This window comes from Streptomyces sp. NPDC050564 (assembly GCF_044457265.1).
Taxonomy (GTDB): domain Bacteria; phylum Actinomycetota; class Actinomycetes; order Streptomycetales; family Streptomycetaceae; genus Streptomyces.
Genome location: NZ_JBITGS010000028.1, coordinates 38,518 through 58,178, shown reverse-complemented (window position 1 = coordinate 58,178; position 19,661 = coordinate 38,518). Strand labels below are relative to the sequence as shown.

Sequence of the window (19,661 nt, the reverse complement as noted above, 5' to 3'; positions counted from 1 at the left end):
CCCCGCATGACAGACAAGATCGCCCTCACCCCCAAGACCCACACCACCCCGCCCGCCAAGTTCTCGCACGGCGTGAAGAAGGGGAACATCCTCCAGGTCGCCGGACAGGTCGGCTTCCTGCCGGCCGAGGAGGGCAGGCCCCCGACGCCCGCCGGCCCGACCCTGCGCGAGCAGACCCTCCAGACCCTCGCCAACGTCCGGGCGATCCTCGAAGAGGGCGGTGCGAGCTGGGACGACGCGATGATGATCCGCGTCTACCTCACGGACGTCGACCACTTCGCCGAGATGAACCAGATCTACAACGCCTACTTCGAGGAGCAGGGCCTCACCGCGCCCCCCGCGGCCCGCACGACGGTCTATGTCGGCCTGCCGGCCGGACTCCTCATCGAGATCGACGTACTGGCCGTACTCGGCTGACGTCACTCGTGACCGTCGCTCGTCACCTGTGAGCCGACGCTCGCCGCTCGTGAACCCGCGCTCGTCACCTGTGAGCCGACGCTCGCCGCTCGTGAACCCGCGCTCGTCACCTGTGAGCCGACGCTCGCCGCTCGTGAACCCGCACTCGCCACTCGCGAGCTGACGCTCCTTCCGCAACTCCCGCACTCCGTACGTCGTCACGGTGCGGCGCCCGTCATCCCGGGGCGCCGCACCGCGATCCCCCCTGCCCTGGCTGTGCCCAGTGGGGGGACGCCCACCTCCCACCCCCCGGACCATGCACTTACGAAACAGAGGCCCTCCATGCCGTCCCCCTTGTTGTCGTATCCGCTCGCAGCGACAGCCCCAGCCACCCCCGAGACCCCACCCCACACCGGTGGCCTGCTCCTCCTCGTCGACGGCACCGCGGGCCTGCTCACGGTCGCCGCTCTCGGTATCGCCCTCCTCCTGGTCCTCATCATCAAGGCCAGACTCCAGCCGTTCGTCGCCCTGCTCGCCGTCTCCATAGCCGTCGGCCTCGCGGCCGGACTCTCGGTCACGGAGCTCTTCGGCACGGTCCAGCGGTCCACGGCCGTCTCCGTCATCGAGTCCGGCATGGGCGGCATCCTCGGCCATGTCGCGATCATCATCGGTCTGGGCACAATGCTCGGGGCGATCCTCGAAGTCAGCGGCGGCGCCGAGGTGTTGGCGTCCCGGCTGCTCAACCTCTTCGGCGAGAAGCGGGCGCCGCTGGCGATGGGCCTCACCGGCCTGATCTTCGGTATCCCGGTCTTCTTCGACGTCGGCATCTTCGTCCTCGCGCCGATCGTGTACGCCGCCGCCAAGCGCTCCGGCAAGTCGATCCTGCTCTACTGCATGCCGCTGCTGGCCGGCCTGTCGATGACCCACGCGTTCCTGCCCCCGCACCCCGGCCCGGTGGCGGCGGCCGGTCTCCTCCACGTCCAGCTCGGCTGGGTCATCCTCATGGGCATCGTCTGCGGCATCCCCGCCGTGCTCGCCGCCTGGGTCTACTCCGCCTGGATCGGCAAGCGGATCTTCGTCGCCGTACCGCAGGACATGGTCGAGGCGGCGGCCGAGGCCAAGCTGGCCGTCATCGAGGAACAGCGCGCGGCCGGCGTAGAGCCGCGCGAGAAGCCGGTGCCGCTCGGCACGGTCCTCGGCATCATCGGTACGCCGCTGGTGCTGATCCTCGCGGCCACCTTCTCCTCGATCGCCCTCGACCCCTCCACCGTCCGCTCGGTCATCGAGTTCTTCGGCAGCCCCTTCGTCGCCCTCACGATCGCGCTGATCCTCGCGTACTACCTCCTCGGCATCCGCCGCGGCTGGTCCCGCAAGTCCCTCGAGACGGTGTCGACTTCGTCCCTGAAGCCGGTCGGCAACATCCTGCTCGTGGTCGGCGCGGGCGGCATCTTCGGCGCCGTGCTGAAGGCGAGCGGTGTAGCGCAGGCCCTCTCCGACACCTTCAACGACGTCGGCCTTCCGGTGCTCGTCCTCTCCTACCTGATCTCCGTGGTACTGCGGGTCGCCCAGGGTTCGGCGACGGTCGCGATCGTCACCACGGCCGGGATCGTGGCGCCCCTGCTCGCCGAGGGCCACCACTCCCAGGCCTTCGTCGCCCTCGTCATCATGGCGATCTCCGCGGGCTCCATCTTCGCCTCGCACGTCAACGACGGCGGCTTCTGGATGGTCGCCAAGTACTTCGGCATCTCCGAGCGCGACACCCTCAAGTCCTGGACCGTCCTGGAGACGGTGCTGTCGGTGGCGGGCTTCGCGGTCGCGGCGGTGCTGAGCCTGTTCGTCTAGCACCGCTGGGACCGCACCTCTCGGCTCCCCCGGCCAGGCCTGCTCGGATCGGCAGCACCGGATCCATCCGCAGGCAGGGCAGGGGGAGTTGTGGCGTCCCGGTGCGGCGCTCACCGAGGCCATCCGGGCCGTTCACGCCTGCGGCATCGTCCACCGCGACCCGATTGAGTCGCAAGAGGCGTGGGGGGCGACTGTTCCCGACACAGGATCGTCGACCATACTGCCCGCTGTGGAGCAGCGCATAGGTTCGAGCAGCCAGCCCCTGGACGTTCCCGTGGTCCCCGCCGCCGCGGTCGATCCGGCGTACATCCCCGGGCTCACGTCACCCGCCCCGGCGGAGCCGGAGGACGCGACCGAGGAGGCCACGACGGCCGAGTCCGCGACCGAGGACACCGCCACCGAAGAGGCGGCCTCCGACGAGGCCACGGACGAGACCGCCGAAGAGGCCGCCGAGGAGGCGGACCCCGACGGCCCCGTCTTCGAGGCGTCCGACCGGCGTGCCTCGATCACGGCCGACCACCACGGCGTACGACTGCGCCTGGACGACCAGGAGTGCGAGTTCCGCTGGGAGGAGATCGGCGCCGTCGAGACGGAGGCGCCGCGCTTCGGCAAGCGGTTCACCGTCACGGTGCACACGCCGGACCGGCGTTGGTACCCGGTCGAGATCGAGGCGAAGGCCAAGTCCCAGCACAAGGAGTGGGAGGCCGCGCTGGACGAGGTGCTGGACGCGTACTTCGAAGAGGGCGCGGACGAAGAGGAGCCGGCCGAGGAACGCGCGCCGTAAGAGGTGCGGGGAACCGCGGGACCGGCCATGACCGGCCCGCGGTTCCCCGACCGCCTCATTCGCGCGTGACGGGCCGTTCGCTCGTCACGAGCAGTACTGCGCCTCCTTGCCGATGGACCGGTACATGCAGTCCGCGTTCTCCAGCAGTTGCAGCACCGCGTCCCGGTTGCGTGAGGTCTCCCGCTCGATGACCTCGTCGGGCGGGTAGAAGCCCCCGCCGGAGCTGGACGTCGGGTACATCTCGAAGGTGTAGCTGAAGATCTTCTGGGTGCCCCAGAGATAGTCGTCGATCGAGCCGTCCGTGATGTACAGGTCGCTGGACTGCTCGGGCGTGTAGCCGTTGCTGGCGGCCATCTTCTGGCCGACGGCCTTGAAGGCGTTGTAGTCGTCCGCCGTCATGCCGGTGGCGGTGTCCGAGTAGGTGTAGCCGAACGGCCAGAGCACCAGCTCGCTGTAGGTGTGGAAGTCGATTCCGGCGGTGATCTGCTGCTTGCCGCCGACGATCCGGCCGCGGACGAAGTCGGCGACGACCTTCACCTCGGGCGCCGACTCGGCGGACGCGCCCCGGTAGGTCTCGGACGACTTGGACCCCGAAGAGCCGCCGCAGCAGCCCCATTTGTAGTTCCAGTTGCGGTTCAGGTCCGTGCCGACGTACGACGAACCGGAGTTGGGCTGGCGGTTCTTGCGCCAGGAGCGGTAGGAACCGGTGGCGATGTCGTACTCGCCGCCGTCGGGGTTGAGGTCCGGGACGATCCAGATCTCGCGGCTGTTCACCATGTTGGTGACGCGGGAGTCGCTGCCGTATCCGGCACCGAGCTCGCGCAGCAGGTACAGGGCCATCTCCACCGTCAGGTGCTCACGCGCGTGCTGGTGGAAGGTGAAGAGGACCTCGGGCTCGTTCTCGTCGGTCGCCACGTTGTCGCTGACCTTGATGGCGACGATGTCCCGGCCCTGGTACGACTTGCCGATCACCTTCTTGCTCATGATGCTCGGGTACGCCGCCAGCCGCTGATCGATCTCCGCATTCATCTCGGCGTAGTTGTGGTACTTCGAGTCCGCCGACGGGAAGTCGAGGAGCCGTACGTCGTGGGCGCCGTTCGAACGGTTCGGCGCCGAGCCCAGCAGGGTGACCTCGTAGCCGAGTCGGCGCAGTTTCTTGATCTGGTCCGCGCGGCCCGACACGACGACGGTCTCCTCGTCGGCCTCGTCCACGGTCACGCCGGCCTGCTGGATCGCCGTACGGGTCACGGGGGTCGTGCTCTGGTGGATCTCGTACTGGCGGATGTCGTCGGACGAGGGCGCGGGGGCCTTCGTCGCGCTCGCCGTGGCGTCGGTGGCGGTGGCGGTGAGGGGCGCCGCGAGGGCGAGGGCGGCGAGCACGGCGAGGGCGGCGGTGCGCCGCCCGCTTCTGCCTCTGTCGTCGGGAGTGCCGTTGCCGCGTATGCGAAGTCGCATGAAGTCTCCTTGTTTCTCCAGGAATTCCGGGATCTCCGGAATGTGGGGAGTGGAGCGGGGGGTGGCTCATGGCGACGTGCCTGATGCGGGTGTGGCGCTCATCGTGAGGCCGTGGCATGAGCAGGTCAAGGGATGCCAAAGCGGCGAGGGGCGGGAATCGGCCGAAAATCGGCCTGACCATGTGTGCGTCGCGTGGTGATTGCCGCGCGCTCCCTTGTGTCCCCGCTCCCTTTACGCTTTCTTGAACCGCATGACGGAGACCGCTGGGAAGTCCGGGAAGTCAGCGTCGGGGGAGGCCAGCTCCGGTCCCCGCAAGTCCAGTTGGAAATACATCGGCCCCGGCATCGTGGTCGCCGCGACCGGCGTCGGCGCCGGGGACCTCGTCGCGACGCTCATCGCGGGCAGCAACTTCGGATACACCCTGCTCTGGGCCGCCGTGATCGGCTGCGTGGTCAAGATCTCGCTGGCCGAGGCGGCCGGACGCTGGCATCTGTCCACCGGACGCACCCTCTTCGACGGCTGGGCGAGCCTCGGCCGGTGGACGACGTACTTCTTCGTCGTCTACGCGGTCGTCTGGGGCTTCGTCTACGGCGCGGCGGCGATGTCCTCGAGCGCACTGCCGCTGCAGGCGCTGTTCCCCGACGTCTTCCCGGCCGACTGGTCGATCAAGCCGTGGGCGGTCGTCTGCGGGCTGATCGGCCTCGTCTTCGTCTGGTTCAACAAGTACGAGGTCTTCGAGAAGGTCATGACCGTCCTGGTGGGCGTGATGTTCGTGGTCACCGTCTACCTGGCGATCCGCGTCACCCCCCACCTCGGCGACGCCTTCGCGGGGCTGCTCCCCGTCCTGCCGGACGAGAAGGACTCGATCCTCAACACGCTCGGTCTGATCGGCGGGGTCGGCGGCACCATCACCCTGGCGGCCTACGGCTATTGGGTCAACGCCAAGGGCTGGACGAACACCGGCTGGATGAAGGTGATGCGGCTCGACAACCGGGTCGCCTACGCCACCACCGGCATCTTCGTCGTCGCGATGCTCTTCGTCGGCGCGGAACTCCTGCACTCCGCGAACGTGGCCATCGCCGACGGCGACAAGGGTCTGATCCAGCTCGGCGACATCCTGGAGGCGGAGTACGGCTCGGCGACCGCCAAGTTCTTCCTGATCGGTTTCTTCGCGACCTCCTTCACCTCGCTGATCGGTGTCTGGCACGGCGTGAGCCTGATGTTCGCGGACTTCGTGGAGCGCTACCGCAAGCGCGCGGCGACGACCGGGGAGGAGATCGCCTCCGGCGAGCGGGAGAAGTCGTGGCCGTTTCGCGCCTATCTGCTCTGGCTGACCTTCCCGCCCATCGTGCTGCTGTTCCAGGGCCAGCCCTTCCGCCTGATCATCCTGTACGGCGTCCTGGGCGCGGCCTTCCTCCCCTTCCTGGCCCTCACCCTGATCTGGCTCCTCAACTCCTCCCGCACGCCCAGGGAATGGCGCAACGGCGCACTGAGCAACGCCATGCTGGCCCTCGCCGGACTCCTGTTCCTGGTCCTGTGCGTGAAGCAGATCTGGGACCAGCCGTGGTCGGAGTTCTTCTGAGCGGCGCAGGGCCTAGCGGCCGCCCACTCCCGGGCGGGTCACTTGAGCAGTTCGCGCCACTTCGGGCTGAGGGCGATCGTCCTCAGCTCCTTCATGGTCAGCGCGGGGGTGGCGCGGGTCGCGGCGGTCTCCTGATTTCCGGAGTTGAACGCGCTGACGACCACGCGCACGCCGTCGGTCCTGATGGTGTCGGCGGTCCACATCACGACCCCCTCGCCGCCCTTCTCGCCGGGCGTCTTGCGTGTGGTGACCTTCGTGCCGTCGGGCAGGGTCTCGGCGTCGGAGCCGAAGAGCTGGCCCTGGACGTCGGACATGCCGGCCTGCACATTGATCTGGACGAGGCTCCTGCCCTTGCCGTCGTCGACGATCACGTAGGCGTACTCGCTCTCCTGGCCGCCCTTCGCCTTCACTTCGACGTCCTTGGGCAGGAGGGAGACGAGGGCGGACGAGACCGCCTTGCCGTCGGCCGAGGGCCGCGGGGCCGTCGACGACGCCGGCTCCTTGCCCTTCGCCTTCTTCGGGATGGCGTCGACAGCGGTACGCCACGCCGTGGCCGTGACGACCTTCTTCAACTGCGAAGGCGACAGCGGCGGATTGGCCCTGCTGACGGGAGCGTCCTTCTCGGCGGGCGCGTTCCACTCGTACACGCTGATCTGCTGGCCCTTCGCGGTGACGAGCTGCGCGTACCAGTTCTTCGTGTCCACGCGGCGGTCCGGGTACTCATACCCCTGGAGGATCATGAGGGCGGAGCCGTCGGCCAGCTTGCTCGTCGTGCAGGCGTCGTAGGACACCAGGTTCTTGTCCGGGCACGTGGTCGACTCCCGAGCCATCTGGCTCCCCGGCTCGACGCGCCCCAGTCCGACCTCGACGGCCGCCTTTCCGTCACCGTCGTCGTAGACGAGATGGGCGGTCGGGCCGAGTACGTGGCTGGTGGAGCGCGCCTGTTCTCCGCTGAACCTGCCGGGCGGGAGCAGCCCTTTGAGTCTCCGGAGCAGCTCGGCTCCCGACACCTCGGCCGCCTGGCTGCCCGTCCGCACCTTCGACGGGCTCGCGGCCGACTGCTGCGGCTGCCCGGCGTCCGTCCCCGGCATCAGCAGCGCCCCGCCCACGCCCACGAGCGCGAGCCCGGCCACGCTCCCGGTGATCGCCATCCGGCGCCGCAGGCGCAGCCTGCGGCCGCGTGTCTGCCCGGCGGCGGCCAGGGCCCGCCGGTCGGTGTCGAAGGTGTCGCCCGCGTGGCGCAGGGCCTCGCCCAGTCGGTCCTCGAAGGGGTCCTCGAAGGGGTCTTCTACGGGGGAGTTTTCGGCATGCATGGGGAACCACCGTTCCTGAAGAGAAGTGAGTGAAGGACGAGCCAGGGAAGAGAGCGGTCAAGGTGTCGCGTGTTCGCTGAGGCTGTCGCCCAGCAGTGCCCGCAGCTTGGCCAGCGCGCGGACACAGCGAGTGCGCACGGCGGCCGAGCTGGTGTGCATCGCGTCGGCGGTCTCCTCGATGCTGCGGTCCTCCCAGTAGCGCAGGACGACCACGGCCCGGTCCTTCGAGGGCAGCCGGCGCAGCGCCTCGACCAGGGTGAGCCGCAGCGGCGTGTCACCGTCGGCGGCGCCCGGGTCGGGGACGTCCGGGATCACGTCGGTCGCACGTTCCCCGCTGCTGCGCAGCCGCCGGTGGGCGAGGAACGTACGCGTCAGGACGGTCTGCGCGTACGCCGCCGGATTGTCGCTCCGGGACACCCGCCCCCAACTGACGTACATCCTGCCGAGCGCCTCCTGCACGAGGTCCTCGGCGAGATGCGTGTCACCGCCGGTGAGCAGACACGCCGACCGGTACAGATGTCCCGCGCGGGCCGCCGCGAACTCCGCGTAGTCGTCCGCACGGACCTGTCTCATGCGCTTTCCCCCCGGTCGCTGCCACCGTCCTCACTTCATTGATGCGGTGGACGCCCGGAAATGTTTCACCCCGCTCGCCGCGGCGCGGCGAGCGGGGTGAGCCCGTTCGTTTCCTCCTACAGCGCGTGCACGTGCGGTCCCACCGCGTTCGACCAGGCGTTGCCCGCCGACGCGTCCCAGTTCGTCGACCAGGTCATCGCCCCGCGCAGGTCCGGGTAGGTCCTGGACGGCTTGAAGGAGCCGCAGTTGGTGGCCTTGGTCAGGCAGTCGAGGGCGTTGTTCACGATCGTCGGCGATACGTAGCCGCTGCCCGCGCCGCTGGTGGAGGCGGGGAGGCCGAGGCCCACCTGGGACGGAGCGAGGCCGCCCTCCAGCTGGATGCAGGCGAGCGCGGTCAGGAAGTCGACCGAGCCCTGCGAGTACACCTTGCCGTCGCAGCCGAGCATCGAACCGCTGTTGTAGTACTGCATGTTGACGACGGTCAGGATGTCCTTGATGTTCAGGGCCGTCTGGAAGTACGCGTTCGACGTCGACTGCATGTCGATGGTCTGCGGTGCCATCGTGATGACGAGGGAGGATCCGGCCTTCGACGACAGGGACCGCAGGGCCTGCGACATGTAGGTCGCGTTGAGACCGTTCTCCAGGTCGATGTCGACGCCGTCGAAGCCGTACGTCTGCATGAGGGAGTAGACGGAGTTGGCGAAGTTCGTCGCGGAGGCCGAGTCGCTCACCGACACCGTGCCGTTCTGGCCGCCGATGGAGATGATGACCTTCTTGCCCGCGGCCTGCTTCGCCTTGATGTCGGCCTTGAACTGATCGACGGTGTAGCCGCCGAGCCCGGCCGAGTCGAGGGTGAAGCTCACCGCGCCGGGTGTGCCGGTGGCGTCGGCGAAGGCGACGGCGATGATGTCGTACTGCGACTGCACGGCGGAGATCTTCTGGACCGTCGCGCCGTTGTTGAAGTTCTGCCAGTAACCGGTGACGGCGTGCTTCGGTACGGTGCCGCCACCACCGCCGGAGGACGCAGTCGTCGTGCCGGTGACCGCCGACGACTTCGCCGACTCACCGGCCGAGTTCGTCGCCGTGACCTGGAAGGAGTACGACGTCGAGGCCGCGAGCCCGGAGACGGTCGCCGACGTTCCCGTCACCGACTGGACCTTCGTACCGCCCTGGTAGACGTTGTAGCCGGTCGCGCCCGACACCGTGTTCCAGGACAGGGAGACGGACGAGGAGGTCGTGGAGGAGACGGCCAGTCCGGCCGGCGTCGCGGGGACCGTGGGGGCCGGGTCGCCGCCACCGCCGCCGTCGGGCCCGTACACCGACAGGTCGTCCGCGTAGTACGCGGCCTGCCCGTACCAGCCGTGCGTGTACACCGTCACCGAGGTCGTCGACGAGCCCGTCGTGAAGGTGGTCGTCAGCTGCTTCCAGGAGGAGGAGTCGGGCGTCCACGTCGACACGTCCGTCGTCCCCGTGCCGGTCGCGCCGAGGTAGGTGTAGCCGCCCTGCACCCAGGCGCTCAGCGTGTACGTCGAGTTGGGCTTGACCGCGACGGTCTGGGTGCACTTGGCGTTGTCCTGCCCCGCGGGCGTGCCCTTCAACGCGGCCGAACCGCCGTGCACGGGGGAGGAGACGGTCGTACCGCTGCCGGCGGAACAGCTCCAGTTGCTCAGGCCCGACTCGTAGCCGCCGTTCTTGGCGTTGTTGACGTCCGCGGCCGAGGCCTCGGTGGCGAGGCCGGTGAGGGTGAGGGCGGACGCGGCGAGTGCGGCGGCGAGGAGTCCCGCCCAGGTGCGTCTGCGTCCGGGCATGCCTGATACGCGGTCCACTGGGACCTCCGGTGAGGGGGAGGGGAGGGGGGATACGGATCGGTGGCCACCGTTGGATGTACAAGTTGGTCCAGACCAATTCGGTTGTCAAGACCTCTGGAGCTCCCAACGCCCGTGTCCGGACGTTGAGTTGCGGCATATGCGGCTCACTCTCCGTTGATCACGCCCGCACCTTCGGTGAGTTGATCTCGGGAAGTCGGTGTTGAGCGGGGCATGCCGTGGATATGGTGCTGATGCAAGAGGACGTCACAGTGACGATCTGTGGCCATCTGTGACGGTCCATGGCGAAACAGGGGCGATCTGAGGCGGTGGTTGACCACCCCGCCACAGCGAACGGGGTGTGTGCAGCGTGCCGACCGCGATAGCCGTCACCAGTCCCGACCTGGTGCTCCCGCCGCACGACCGGCAGACCCCGCCCGCAGTAGTCCAGCCGCTCGACACCCTCGAAAGCTCCCTCACCGGGATGCACGCGCTCATCGAGCAGCACGGGTACGTCATCTCGCTCTACCCGTCCTGCGTCTCCGACGACGTGACGCGGCGACTGCACACCGTCCGCTCCGTCCTCGAGAGCGACCGCATCGCGCTGCTCGGCATCGACCTGCCGCCGCTCGGACTCGCCCTGCTGGCCCAGCAGTTACGCCAGCTGTCGGTCTGCGACTTCAGTCCGGGTGTGCTCGCCTCCTCCGCCCGGCTGCTCGCCCACTACATCTACGCCGGTGCCCTGCTCGGCTCGGTCGCCAAGCTCGACCGGGTCCCGGTGTCCCTGAAGTCGCACGCCAAGTCCTGGGTGCCGGGCGCCCAGTTCGCCGTACTGGCCAATCCGCGACCGCAGCTCGTCAGAGTCGGCCAGGAGGAGCTCCCCGGGCCGGAGTTCGGCACCCGGCTGCTCGTCGCCTCGGGTCAGCCGCCCTCCGACTGGGTCACCGCCGAGCTCGCGCCCGCCTGGCGGGCGCAGGGCGTCGCGACCGTACCGCTGCCGGAGGAGTCGGCCCGCTGGTGGGGCACACCGCGGCTCGCCGAATTCGCCGCCGGCCTGTACGACGTCTCCGTGCTCTACCAGCTCGTCTCGTCCGTCCGGCGGGAGGAGTGCCACTGGTGCGGCCTCGAACTCATCGGGGACCGCTGTGGGTTCTGCGCCGCGCCGCTGCCGCCGCCTTCACCTTCGCAGGGGCTTCCGGCCACCGCCGCCCGGGCAGCCTCTTCGGTACGCGCCCTGCCCCGAGGCGCCACGTAAGTACAACTCCACAACACCAGGCACGACCGCTCGACCCCGCCGTCCCCCGCAGATCGAGGTTGTCCGCGTCATGCTGCATCACCCCGGGGGACAACCCCCGGACCCCCGGCAGGAAAAGCAGCTCCGCTCAGTCCCCGGCACGTTCCTACGAGGTGAGATTCAGTGAACTCGCGCCAGCGCCGCGGCGTCATCCTGCTGGTCCTCTCGGCCCTGTGCGCCCTGGGCGCCTTCGCCGGAGTGCTCTCGGTGATTCGCGACGTGAACTCCAAGGTCGGCCCGGAGGTGGCGGCGTACCGCCTGAAGGGCGACATCGCGCCCTACAAGGAGCTGTCGGCCGACCAGTTCCAGAAGATCTCGATGCCCAGGCGCTGGCTGTCGTCCACGGCCGTCACCAGCCTCGCCCAGATCCGCGGCAAGATCGCGGTCACCCAGCTGGAGAAGGGCTCCCTGCTGCAGACCGACATGATCGTGGACCGGCCCCAACTGGCCGCCGGGCAGCAGGAGATCGCGATCATGATCGACGCGGCGACCGGTGTCGCGGGCAAGATCAACCCCGGTTCCCGGGTCAACATCTACGCCACCTTCAGGGCCGAGAACGACAAGGGCACCGACCAGTCCAAGGTCATCGTCGAGAACGCCCGCGTCATCGACGTCGGCAAGCTCACCGCGCTCGACCCCGGCCAGTCCAGCTCCGACCGCCGCAACAGCGCCACCCAGGCCGTCCCTATCACCTTCGCGCTCGACACCGCCGACGCCCAACGGGTGGCGTACGCCGAGTCGTTCGCCGAACACGTCCGGCTCGCCCTGGTCGCGGGCGGCTCCGACGCGACCGTCGCGCCCGGCGACCGTACGTACACCCTCGACGAGGACAAGTAGGAGGCCGCGCATGACGACCGCTCCCGCTGGGGCCCGTCGCAAGAGGCGTGAACGTCGCCAGAGCCGTCAAAGGTGCCGTCGATGACCATCCGTATTCTCCCCGCCGTCGGGGACATCGACTCGGCCCGCGCGCTCACCACCCTGCTGAGCCAGCTCGCCGACGCCGAACCGGCCCCGCCCGTCCCCGACTCGACGGCGCTGCTGGACACACTGGCGAGGCTGGCCGCCGAGTCCCTCGACGAACTGCCGGAAGTGGTCCTGGTCCACGAACGGATAGGCCCCGTCCCGGCGTTGGACCTGATCCGCGACCTGGTGATGCGCTTCCCGGCGGTCGGCGTCGTCCTCATCACCGCCGACACCAGCACCGGTGTCCTCACCGCCGCCATGGACTCCGGCGCCCGCGGCATCATCGGCCTGCCGCTCGGCTACGACGCCCTCGCCGAACGCGTCCAGGCGGCCGCCGCGTGGTCCGCCGGCATGCGCCGCCACCTCGGCAGCGGTACACCCGAGTTGTACGCGGGACCCGGCGGCACCGTCGTCACGGTGACCGGCGCGAAGGGCGGCGTCGGCGCGACGCTGACCGCCGTCCAACTCGCCCTGGCGGCAGCCGCGTCGGCCCGCACCGTGGCGCTGGTCGACCTCGACCTCCAGTCCGGGGACGTGGCGTCGTACCTGGACGTGCAGTTCCGGCGATCGGTCGCCGACCTCGCCGGCATCAGCGACATCAACCCACGGGTCCTCCAGGACGCGGTCTACACCCACGACAGCGGCATCGGCCTGCTGCTCGCCCCCGCCGAGGGCGAACGCGGCGAGGAGGTCACCGACCGGGTGGCCCGCCAGGTCCTGTCCGCCCTGCGCTCCCGCCACGACGTGGTGGTCGTCGACTGCGGCTCCCAGATGAACACCGCGACCGCCGCCGCCGTCGAGATGGCCGACCAGGCGCTGCTCCTCGTCACCCCGGACGTCGTCGCCGTCCGCGCCGCCAAACGCATGGTCCGCATGTGGGACCGTCTCCAGATCCGCAAGGCGGAGGAGACGACGACGGTCGTGAACCGTTTTTCGAGGGGTACGGAGATCCAGCTCTCCCTCGTCGAACGCGTCACCGGCACCAAGGTCGCCCGTTCCGCGGTTCCCGCCGCCTTCAAGGAACTCCAGTCCGTGGTCGACGCCGGCCGGCTCCAGGACCTGGACACCCGCTCGACGGTCAAACAGGCACTGTGGGCGCTGGCCGGCGAACTCGGCCTGGTGGCCGCCCAGGAGAGCGGCGGCGGAGGCCGACGCCGCAAGACGTCGTCGGACCGGGGCGCACTGACCCTGCGCCGCCGGGGCGGCGACCGGGGAGCCGTGACCCTCGAATTCGCGGGCATGTTCCCGCTGCTCCTGGTCGTCATGACCATCCTGTGGCAGTGCGTGCTGTACGGCTACTCGTACTCGCTGGCCGGGAACGCGGCGGACGAGGCGGCTCGGGCGGCGACAGCGGCGTACGCGGTCAACGGCGACGTCGCCGGAGCGTGCCAGGCGGCGGGGAGCAAGCATCTGCCGGGGGCCTGGAGCGGGGCGGAGATCAACTGCACCCCGGCGGGCTCGGTGATGAAGGCCACCGTCAAGGTCGACGTGCCGCTGTTCTTCCCGGGATTCAACGCGGACTGGCATGTGGACGGGGACGCGGGCGCGGCATTGGAGGGGGACGAGGGATGAGCGTTCTCCCGTTGCTCGGTCATCGGGCTCCGCCGCGCCGGCGGGCAACCCCGGCGGCCCGGACCGGCGGTGCCGAATCCGCCGTCGCTGCGGCGAAGCCGAGTCGCGAGACCCGGCCGAGGCGGCGCCGCTGGGACGACCGCGGCGTCTCCATCCTGGAGTTCACCGGGTTCCTGCCCATCCTGCTGGTCATCGGCATGGCCGCCATCCAACTCGGCCTCGTGGGCTACGGCATCAACCAGGCGGGCACAGGGGCGCGAACCGCCGCGCGGGTCGAGTCCCAGGGCGGCGACGGCAGGGCGGCCGGTCAGGCCGCCGTCAGCGGATGGCTCCACCCGAATGTGTCGTCCGACAAAGGCCCCGATCTCACCACCGCGACCGTCAAGGTCCATGTCCGCGCCGTCATCCCCCTCTTCGGCGGCTGGGATGTCACACGCCACGCCACCATGCCCACCGACGACTGACCGACGGCCCATCGACGACTGACCGACGACCGACCGATGCCCCATCGACGACCGATCGACAACCGATCGACAACCGATCGACGAACGACCGACGAACGACCGACGACCGACCGAGAGGAGCCGATGTCATGAGCCTGCGTTCCCGCAGAGCCACCCCCGACGAGTCGGGCCCCGCCCGTGAGGACGGACACCTCGTCGCCGTCTACCGCGCGAAGCTCCTCGAAGAGATCGACCTCGCCGAGATGTCCAGCCTGGCGGCAGCCGAACGCCGCGTACGCCTGGAGCGCGTACTGGGCCACATCATCAGCCGAGAGGGCCCGGTCCTCTCCTCCGCGGAACGCTCCCAGCTGATCCGCAGGGTCGTCGACGAGGCACTTGGCCTCGGCGTCCTCGAACCCCTCCTCGCCGACGCGTCGATCACCGAGATCATGGTCAACGGACCCGACTCCATCTTCGTGGAGCGGGCCGGCCGCGTCGAGCAGCTCCCCCTGCGCTTCGCCTCCAGCGAGCAGCTCATGCAGACCATCGAACGCATCGTCTCGACGGTCAACCGCCGCGTCGACGAGTCGAACCCGATGGTCGACGCCCGCCTGCCCACCGGCGAGCGCGTCAACGTCATCATCCCGCCGCTCGCCCTGACCGGCCCGACGCTCACGATCCGCCGCTTCCCGCGTGCGTACACGCTCCCGGAGCTGATCGGCCTCGGCTCACTCGACGAGCAGATGCTCATGCTGCTTGCGGCCTTCGTCAGGGCCCGCTTCAACGTCATCGTCAGCGGCGGCACCGGCAGCGGAAAGACGACGCTCCTCAATGCCCTCTCCGGCCTGATCCCGTCCCACGAACGCATCATCACCATCGAGGACTCGGCCGAGCTGCAGCTCCAGCAGGAGCACGTCATCCGCCTCGAATCCCGCCCCCCGAACGTGGAGGGCAAGGGCCAGATCACCATCCGCGACCTGGTCCGCAACTCCCTGCGCATGCGTCCCGACCGCATCATCGTCGGTGAGGTCCGCGGCGGGGAGACCCTCGACATGCTCCAGGCCATGTCGACCGGACACGACGGCTCCCTGGCCACCGTTCACGCGAACTCCGCCGAGGACGCACTGATGCGCCTCCAGACCCTCGGCTCGATGTCCGAGGTCCAGATCCCCTTCGAGGCCCTGAAGGACCAGATCACCTCGGCGGTCGACGTCGTCGTCCAGCTGGCCCGGCACGCCGACGGCTCCCGCAAGATCACGGAGATCGCCCTGCTCGTCTCGCACGGCCGCGAACAGTTCCGTATCGCGCCCGTCACCCGTTTCGTCCCCCGTCCCGTCGGTCCCGACCGCATCGTCCACGGCCACTTCGAGCACCTGCCGCTGCCCCGCCAGATCGCGGAGAAGCTGTATGTCGCCAACGAGCCGCTGCCGCCCGCCTTCGGCGTCGCGGAGGCCATCGACGTACTGAACACGAGGCAGGCCATCGGATGACGACCCCCACCTCCGACTCCTCCTCCGAAGGGAGGCAGCCATGAACAACCCCGCCCTCCTCGCCCTCGGCGCGACTCTCCTCGGCGGCACACTCGCCGTCGCGGGCGTACACACGTACGCCTCGGGGCGTGCCCAGCGACAGGACCTCGTCGACCGCCTCTCCGGCGGCGGCCCACTGCGTACGGCGGCCGGCCGCGTGCGCCGCTTCGCCGGCATCGACCGCCGACTGCGCCGCACCCGCCTCGGCCGCACCATCCACCTCCGCCTGTCGGCGACGGGGCTCGACGTGACGGCGGGGGAGTTCTTCACCTACGTCACGGCGGTGGTCGTGGCCCTGTGGCTGATCGCCTCCGCGACCCTCGCCCCCTTCTTCGGCCCGATCGCCGCCGTCCTGGGCGTCTGGAGCGCGGCCATCTTCCTCAACTGGCAACGTCAGAAGCGCATCGAGGCCTTCATCAACCAGCTCCCCGACGTGGCCCGCCTGCTGGCGAACGCCACGGCGGCAGGCCTTGCCCTGCGCACGGCCCTGGCCATGGCGGCGGAGGAGCTGGAGGCCCCGGCGGGTGAGGAACTCGCCCATGTCGCCGACCAGTTGATGCTGGGCCGGACGATCGACGACGCACTCGGCGAACTCTCCGAACGCCTGCCCTCGCGCGAGCTCATCGTTCTCGTCACGACGCTCGTCCTCGCCAACAAGGCGGGCGGCTCGGTCGTCAGCTCCCTGCGCAACCTCACCCAGACCCTGGAAGACCGCAAGGAAACCCGCCGCGAGGTCCGCACCATGCTCTCCGAGGTGAACGCGACGGCCTTCACGGTCCCGTTCCTCGGCATCGGCTCACTCGTGCTGATCAACTCCTCGAACGAGGGAGCCCTGGCCCGCGTCACCGGCTCCCCGCTCGGTCAGGGCCTCGTCCTGCTGGCCCTCGGCCTCTACACCGTCGGCTTCTTCGTCATCCGCCGCCTCGGCAAGATCGAAGTATGAGGGAGGGGTTACGTTGCTGCCGCTGCTGCTCGCCGTCCTGATGGGCGCGGCCGTCGCGGGCGTCCTCCTGGGCATCCGTATGATCCGCGCCGACGCCAAACTCCCCAGCGACCTCGCGCTCGCCCTGGAGGTCGGTGGAACCCGCGTCTCCACGGCGGACTCGGCCGTCGACCGTCTCGGTATGCGCTTCGCGCCCACGGTCCTGCGCCTGATGGGCCCACGCCGCGTGGACGCCAAGCGCCGCCGCATCGACATGGCGGGCAACCCGGGCGGTTTGACGCTGAACCGCTACGCGGCCCGCCGCGCGGTATACGGCATCTTCGGCGTCGTACTGGCCTTCATCTTCCTCTCGAACGGCCAACTCCTCTTCGCCGCGCTGGCATTGGCCTTCGGCCTCCTCGCTGCCGACGCCGCCATCTGGCAGGCCGTCCGCGAACGCAAGGAGGTCATCGACCGCACGCTGCCGGACTTCCTCGACGTCCTGGCCGTCGTCGTCTCGGCGGGCCTCGGCTTCCGCCAGGCCCTGGACCGCGTCGCCGAGAAGTACGAGGGCCCCTGGGCGGACGAGCTGCGCATCACGCTGCGCCAGATGGACATGGGCGTCAGCCGTCGCCAGGCCTTCGACGAGCTCCGCAGGCGCAACTCCTCGGAACAGGTCGCCCAGTTCGTCTCGGCCCTGCAGCAGGGCGAGGAGCTGGGCTCCCCCATCGCGGAGACCCTGATCCAACTCGCCACGGACATGCGCCGCACGGACGCCCAGAACGCCCGCCGCCGCGCCGCCAAGACCATCCCCAAGGCGACGATGGTCACCCTCGTCTTCATGCTCCCGGCGACGATGATCCTGATCGCGACAGGCATGTTCCTGGGCTCGGGAACGAACTTCGGCTCGATCCTGGGTCGATGATGGGAAGCCGCTTCGCTCAGCTGCCGTCGCTCTCGCAGCTGTGGGCAATCGTGCCGCTGGGGCGGCACGGGTGGGTACAGCGGCACCCGGCAAGCGCCGGCAAGCGCACCCACCCAGACCTCCAGCCGGACACCAGGCACTCGGAAGCCGGGCCAAGCACCAGCCAGGGCTGGCCCCCGAGCGCCGGGTACCTCGCAGACGATGCCCCCGCCCCCGGCAACGTCCGCCTCCAGCTCAACGCCCTCCAGGCCCTCTGCCGCCAGGCCTTCGCCGTACGTCTCGCCGCCATCGCGATAGGCGCCCCCTTAGCCATGACGAATGCGACCGACGGCGCCGCCCGCTACGCGGTCCTCGCCGCAGCCGTCCTCGGTGTCATGGGCTCGTACGCCATGCTCAGGGACTGGGACCGCTTCGGCCCCCGCCTCCTGGCCCACCCCACGCTGATGGCCGTGGACCTGTTGTTCGGCGCGGTACTGTTCCTGACCGCATCGCCGGCGTCGCCGCTGGCGTATGCGACGGTCTGCACCCCGCTTCTGTCGGGCCTGCTGTACGGCTGGCGGGCCACGGGAGTCTTCACGGGCCTGCAACTGATCGTCCTCCTCACGGTGTTCAGGGCGTGGGAACACCACCCGGGAGCAGGCGCCAGCACCCTCCTCATCGCCGGTTTCTGTATCGGCGCCGGCATCATCGGCGTCACCCTGCGCAACCTGATGTTCCGCTTCGGCACGGCCAGCCAGGCGCTGTCCGAGGCAACCTCTCGCCTCGCCGTGGCGGAGGCCGTGGAGTCCGAACGGGCCCGCCTGGCCCGTGAGATGCACGACTCCGTGGCGAAGACCCTCCACGGCCTGGCCCTTGCGGCGGAGGCACTGGCGACGTCGGCGGACGAGTCGGACCCGCAGGTGCTCAAACGCCAGGCGACGCTCGTGGCGGGCGCGGCGCGCCGCGCGGCGACGGAGTCTCGAGCGCTTCTGACGGACCTGCGCCGCCACACGGACCTCACGACGCCGGACACGGACGTCCTGTCCGAACTCCACGCCCGAACAGCGGAGTTCGAGTCCCGCACGCGCCTCACCACGGTGGTACGGCACCGGGGCGGGCGCCCGATCCTCCCCTACGCCATGGCCCACCACGTCCTGGCGATCGCGTCCGAGGCCCTGGAGAACGCCCATCGCCACGCGCACGCGAGCGGGATCGCGGTCGAACTCGACGTCTCGGACGCCGATTTCACGCTACGAGTCCAGGACGACGGAGTGGGTCCACCCCCCTCCCTCACCCTCGACGACCTGACGAGAACCGGCCACTTCGGTCTGCTCGGCATGACGGAACGAGCCGCCTCGCTCGGCGGTCGCATCGCCCTGAACCGACCCCCGCAGGGCGGCACCGAGGTCCACCTGACCCTTCCTCTCTCCTCGGCCACCGCCGCCCACAAGCCCCCCACTCCCCAAGAGGAGGCCGCTCATGCCTGACCAGGCACTTACCGGCCCGCCCCTGCGTGTACTCGTCGCCGACGACAACCCGGTCGTCCGGGCGGGCCTGACCGCGCTGCTCGGCGGCCACCCGGACATCGAGGTGGTCGCGGCGGCACCCGACGGCGACGAAGCCCTCAAGGCCGCCGCCCGCCTCACCCCGGACGTCGTCCTCCTCGACGTCCGCATGCCCGGCACGGACGGCCTGACCGCCCTCCCCGAACTGGCTCGTCTGGCGCCCGTGGTGATGCTGACCTACAGCCGCGAACCCGAGGTCGTGGCCGAAGCCCTGCGCCGAGGCGCGTCCGGCTACTTGGTCCACGGCGAGTTCACAGCCGCCCAACTGATCACGGCCGTACGCGACCTGCGGCACGGAAGGCCGACTGGCCGGCCAACTATGTCGGATTCACTCGGAGTTTCGCACGAACCGAACGAACTCGCTTCGCATCTGCAACCATCTATGGCACAGTCGTCAAAGGCTCGACCCGCCTACGCGACGGGGCTGCGCCGCGGGCACCCCAACCGGCCCGACTTCGGCCTGAGTTCAAGGGAGGTGGAGGTGATGGACCTCATCGCGGCCGGCATGAACAACCGCCAAATCGCCGCCACCTGCTTCATCAGCGAGAAGACCGTCAAGAACCACATCAACCGCATCTTCGCAAAGCTGCATAGTTCCTCGCGCAGCGAAGCCATCGCCCACTGGCTGGGCACGACCCACGAGGGGTGGAGCCGATGACTCCACCCACCAGAAGTTGGGCCCCTGGGCCCACCCGGAGTAGGCACGTTCTCACGTACGG

The 19,661-nt window shown here is 69.6% G+C and carries 17 protein-coding genes; 13 read left to right on the top strand and 4 right to left on the bottom strand.

Going from position 1 to position 19,661, the window contains the following annotated elements; translation table 11 throughout:
- Window positions 1–6: 6 nt before the first annotated feature.
- From ACIBK0_RS35800 to ACIBK0_RS35790, 3 genes are all read left to right on the top strand, one after another.
- On the top strand, window positions 7–417 hold the full coding sequence (locus tag ACIBK0_RS35800; RefSeq protein WP_399089029.1) for a RidA family protein: 411 nt from the start codon (window positions 7–9) through the stop codon (window positions 415–417).
- A gap of 336 nt (window positions 418–753) precedes the next feature.
- On the top strand, window positions 754–2,238 hold the full coding sequence (locus ACIBK0_RS35795) for a GntP family permease (RefSeq protein ID WP_399089249.1): 1,485 nt from the start codon (window positions 754–756) through the stop codon (window positions 2,236–2,238).
- A 229-nt stretch (window positions 2,239–2,467) separates the two neighbouring features.
- The gene (locus tag ACIBK0_RS35790) at window positions 2,468–3,022 is read left to right on the top strand and encodes a hypothetical protein (protein WP_399089027.1); all 555 of its coding nucleotides are present in this window, start codon (window positions 2,468–2,470) and stop codon (window positions 3,020–3,022) included.
- Window positions 3,023–3,106: 84 nt separating this feature from the next.
- On the opposite strand, the gene ACIBK0_RS35785 is transcribed toward ACIBK0_RS35790, so the two are convergent.
- Complete coding sequence (locus ACIBK0_RS35785) at window positions 3,107–4,477, bottom strand: M14 family metallopeptidase (protein WP_399089025.1); 1,371 nt, start codon at window positions 4,475–4,477, stop codon at window positions 3,107–3,109.
- Window positions 4,478–4,727: 250 nt separating this feature from the next.
- On the opposite strand from ACIBK0_RS35785, the gene ACIBK0_RS35780 reads away from it, so the two are divergent.
- A complete protein-coding gene (locus tag ACIBK0_RS35780; protein WP_399089023.1) occupies window positions 4,728–6,059 on the top strand; it encodes an Nramp family divalent metal transporter in 1,332 nt (443 codons plus the stop codon).
- Between the two features lie 38 nt (window positions 6,060–6,097).
- On the opposite strand, the gene ACIBK0_RS35775 is transcribed toward ACIBK0_RS35780, so the two are convergent.
- The 3 genes from ACIBK0_RS35775 to ACIBK0_RS35765 all read right to left on the bottom strand — a co-directional run bounded on the left by ACIBK0_RS35775 (window position 6,098) and on the right by ACIBK0_RS35765 (window position 9,753).
- Window positions 6,098–7,372, bottom strand: a complete 1,275-nt coding sequence (locus ACIBK0_RS35775; RefSeq protein ID WP_399089021.1) for a hypothetical protein — start codon at window positions 7,370–7,372, stop codon at window positions 6,098–6,100.
- A 57-nt stretch (window positions 7,373–7,429) separates the two neighbouring features.
- Window positions 7,430–7,945: a SigE family RNA polymerase sigma factor gene (locus ACIBK0_RS35770; protein ID WP_399089019.1), complete on the bottom strand. Its 516-nt coding sequence runs from the start codon at window positions 7,943–7,945 to the stop codon at window positions 7,430–7,432.
- A 116-nt stretch (window positions 7,946–8,061) separates the two neighbouring features.
- On the bottom strand, window positions 8,062–9,753 hold the full coding sequence (locus ACIBK0_RS35765) for a chitinase (protein ID WP_399089017.1): 1,692 nt from the start codon (window positions 9,751–9,753) through the stop codon (window positions 8,062–8,064).
- A gap of 367 nt (window positions 9,754–10,120) precedes the next feature.
- Here ACIBK0_RS35765 and ACIBK0_RS35760 point away from each other — a divergent pair, with 367 nt between their 5' ends.
- The 9 genes from ACIBK0_RS35760 (at window position 10,121) to ACIBK0_RS35720 (ending at window position 19,600) form a co-directional block, all read left to right on the top strand.
- Entirely contained in the window at window positions 10,121–11,005 is an 885-nt protein-coding gene (locus ACIBK0_RS35760; RefSeq protein WP_399089015.1) for a hypothetical protein, read from the top strand.
- Window positions 11,006–11,167: 162 nt separating this feature from the next.
- A complete protein-coding gene (gene cpaB / locus ACIBK0_RS35755; RefSeq protein WP_399089013.1) occupies window positions 11,168–11,881 on the top strand; it encodes a Flp pilus assembly protein CpaB in 714 nt (237 codons plus the stop codon).
- Window positions 11,882–11,962: 81 nt separating this feature from the next.
- A complete protein-coding gene (locus tag ACIBK0_RS35750; protein ID WP_399089011.1) occupies window positions 11,963–13,579 on the top strand; it encodes a CpaE family protein in 1,617 nt (538 codons plus the stop codon).
- Complete coding sequence (locus ACIBK0_RS35745; protein WP_399089009.1) at window positions 13,576–14,043, top strand: TadE family protein; 468 nt, start codon at window positions 13,576–13,578, stop codon at window positions 14,041–14,043. Before ACIBK0_RS35750 ends, ACIBK0_RS35745 begins: the two co-directional genes overlap by 4 nt.
- Before the next feature lie 128 nt (window positions 14,044–14,171).
- The gene (locus ACIBK0_RS35740; RefSeq protein WP_399089007.1) at window positions 14,172–15,512 is read left to right on the top strand and encodes a CpaF family protein; all 1,341 of its coding nucleotides are present in this window, start codon (window positions 14,172–14,174) and stop codon (window positions 15,510–15,512) included.
- A 40-nt stretch (window positions 15,513–15,552) separates the two neighbouring features.
- Window positions 15,553–16,494: a type II secretion system F family protein gene (locus ACIBK0_RS35735; protein WP_399089005.1), complete on the top strand. Its 942-nt coding sequence runs from the start codon at window positions 15,553–15,555 to the stop codon at window positions 16,492–16,494.
- Between the two features lie 13 nt (window positions 16,495–16,507).
- Window positions 16,508–17,398 carry a DUF5936 domain-containing protein gene (locus ACIBK0_RS35730; RefSeq protein WP_399089003.1) on the top strand — a complete coding sequence of 297 codons (891 nt, stop codon included), beginning with the start codon at window positions 16,508–16,510 and terminating at the stop codon, window positions 17,396–17,398.
- Window positions 17,395–18,864: a sensor histidine kinase gene (locus tag ACIBK0_RS35725; RefSeq protein ID WP_399089001.1), complete on the top strand. Its 1,470-nt coding sequence runs from the start codon at window positions 17,395–17,397 to the stop codon at window positions 18,862–18,864. Before ACIBK0_RS35730 ends, ACIBK0_RS35725 begins: the two co-directional genes overlap by 4 nt.
- Window positions 18,857–19,600 (top strand): response regulator, encoded by a 744-nt coding sequence (locus ACIBK0_RS35720; RefSeq protein WP_399088999.1) that lies wholly within the window; start codon window positions 18,857–18,859, stop codon window positions 19,598–19,600. Before ACIBK0_RS35725 ends, ACIBK0_RS35720 begins: the two co-directional genes overlap by 8 nt.
- The last annotated feature ends 61 nt before the right edge of the window (window positions 19,601–19,661 follow it).

What these genes read in the sequence shown, in the direction of transcription:
- ACIBK0_RS35740 (WP_399089007.1), top strand. Translation starts at nt 14,172, where the DNA reads ATGAGCCTGCGTTCCCGCAGAGCCACCCCCGACGAGTCGGGCCCCGCC.
- ACIBK0_RS35745 (WP_399089009.1), top strand. Translation starts at nt 13,576, where the DNA reads ATGAGCGTTCTCCCGTTGCTCGGTCATCGGGCTCCGCCGCGCCGGCGG.
- ACIBK0_RS35725 (WP_399089001.1), top strand. Translation starts at nt 17,395, where the DNA reads ATGATGGGAAGCCGCTTCGCTCAGCTGCCGTCGCTCTCGCAGCTGTGG.
- ACIBK0_RS35720 (WP_399088999.1), top strand. Translation starts at nt 18,857, where the DNA reads ATGCCTGACCAGGCACTTACCGGCCCGCCCCTGCGTGTACTCGTCGCC.
- ACIBK0_RS35735 (WP_399089005.1), top strand. Translation starts at nt 15,553, where the DNA reads ATGAACAACCCCGCCCTCCTCGCCCTCGGCGCGACTCTCCTCGGCGGC.
- ACIBK0_RS35800 (WP_399089029.1), top strand. Translation starts at nt 7, where the DNA reads ATGACAGACAAGATCGCCCTCACCCCCAAGACCCACACCACCCCGCCC.
- ACIBK0_RS35770 (WP_399089019.1), bottom strand. Translation starts at nt 7,945, where the DNA reads ATGAGACAGGTCCGTGCGGACGACTACGCGGAGTTCGCGGCGGCCCGC.
- ACIBK0_RS35775 (WP_399089021.1), bottom strand. Translation starts at nt 7,372, where the DNA reads ATGCATGCCGAAAACTCCCCCGTAGAAGACCCCTTCGAGGACCCCTTC.
- ACIBK0_RS35765 (WP_399089017.1), bottom strand. Translation starts at nt 9,753, where the DNA reads ATGCCCGGACGCAGACGCACCTGGGCGGGACTCCTCGCCGCCGCACTC.
- ACIBK0_RS35785 (WP_399089025.1), bottom strand. Translation starts at nt 4,477, where the DNA reads ATGCGACTTCGCATACGCGGCAACGGCACTCCCGACGACAGAGGCAGA.
- ACIBK0_RS35780 (WP_399089023.1), top strand. Translation starts at nt 4,728, where the DNA reads ATGACGGAGACCGCTGGGAAGTCCGGGAAGTCAGCGTCGGGGGAGGCC.
- ACIBK0_RS35750 (WP_399089011.1), top strand. Translation starts at nt 11,963, where the DNA reads ATGACCATCCGTATTCTCCCCGCCGTCGGGGACATCGACTCGGCCCGC.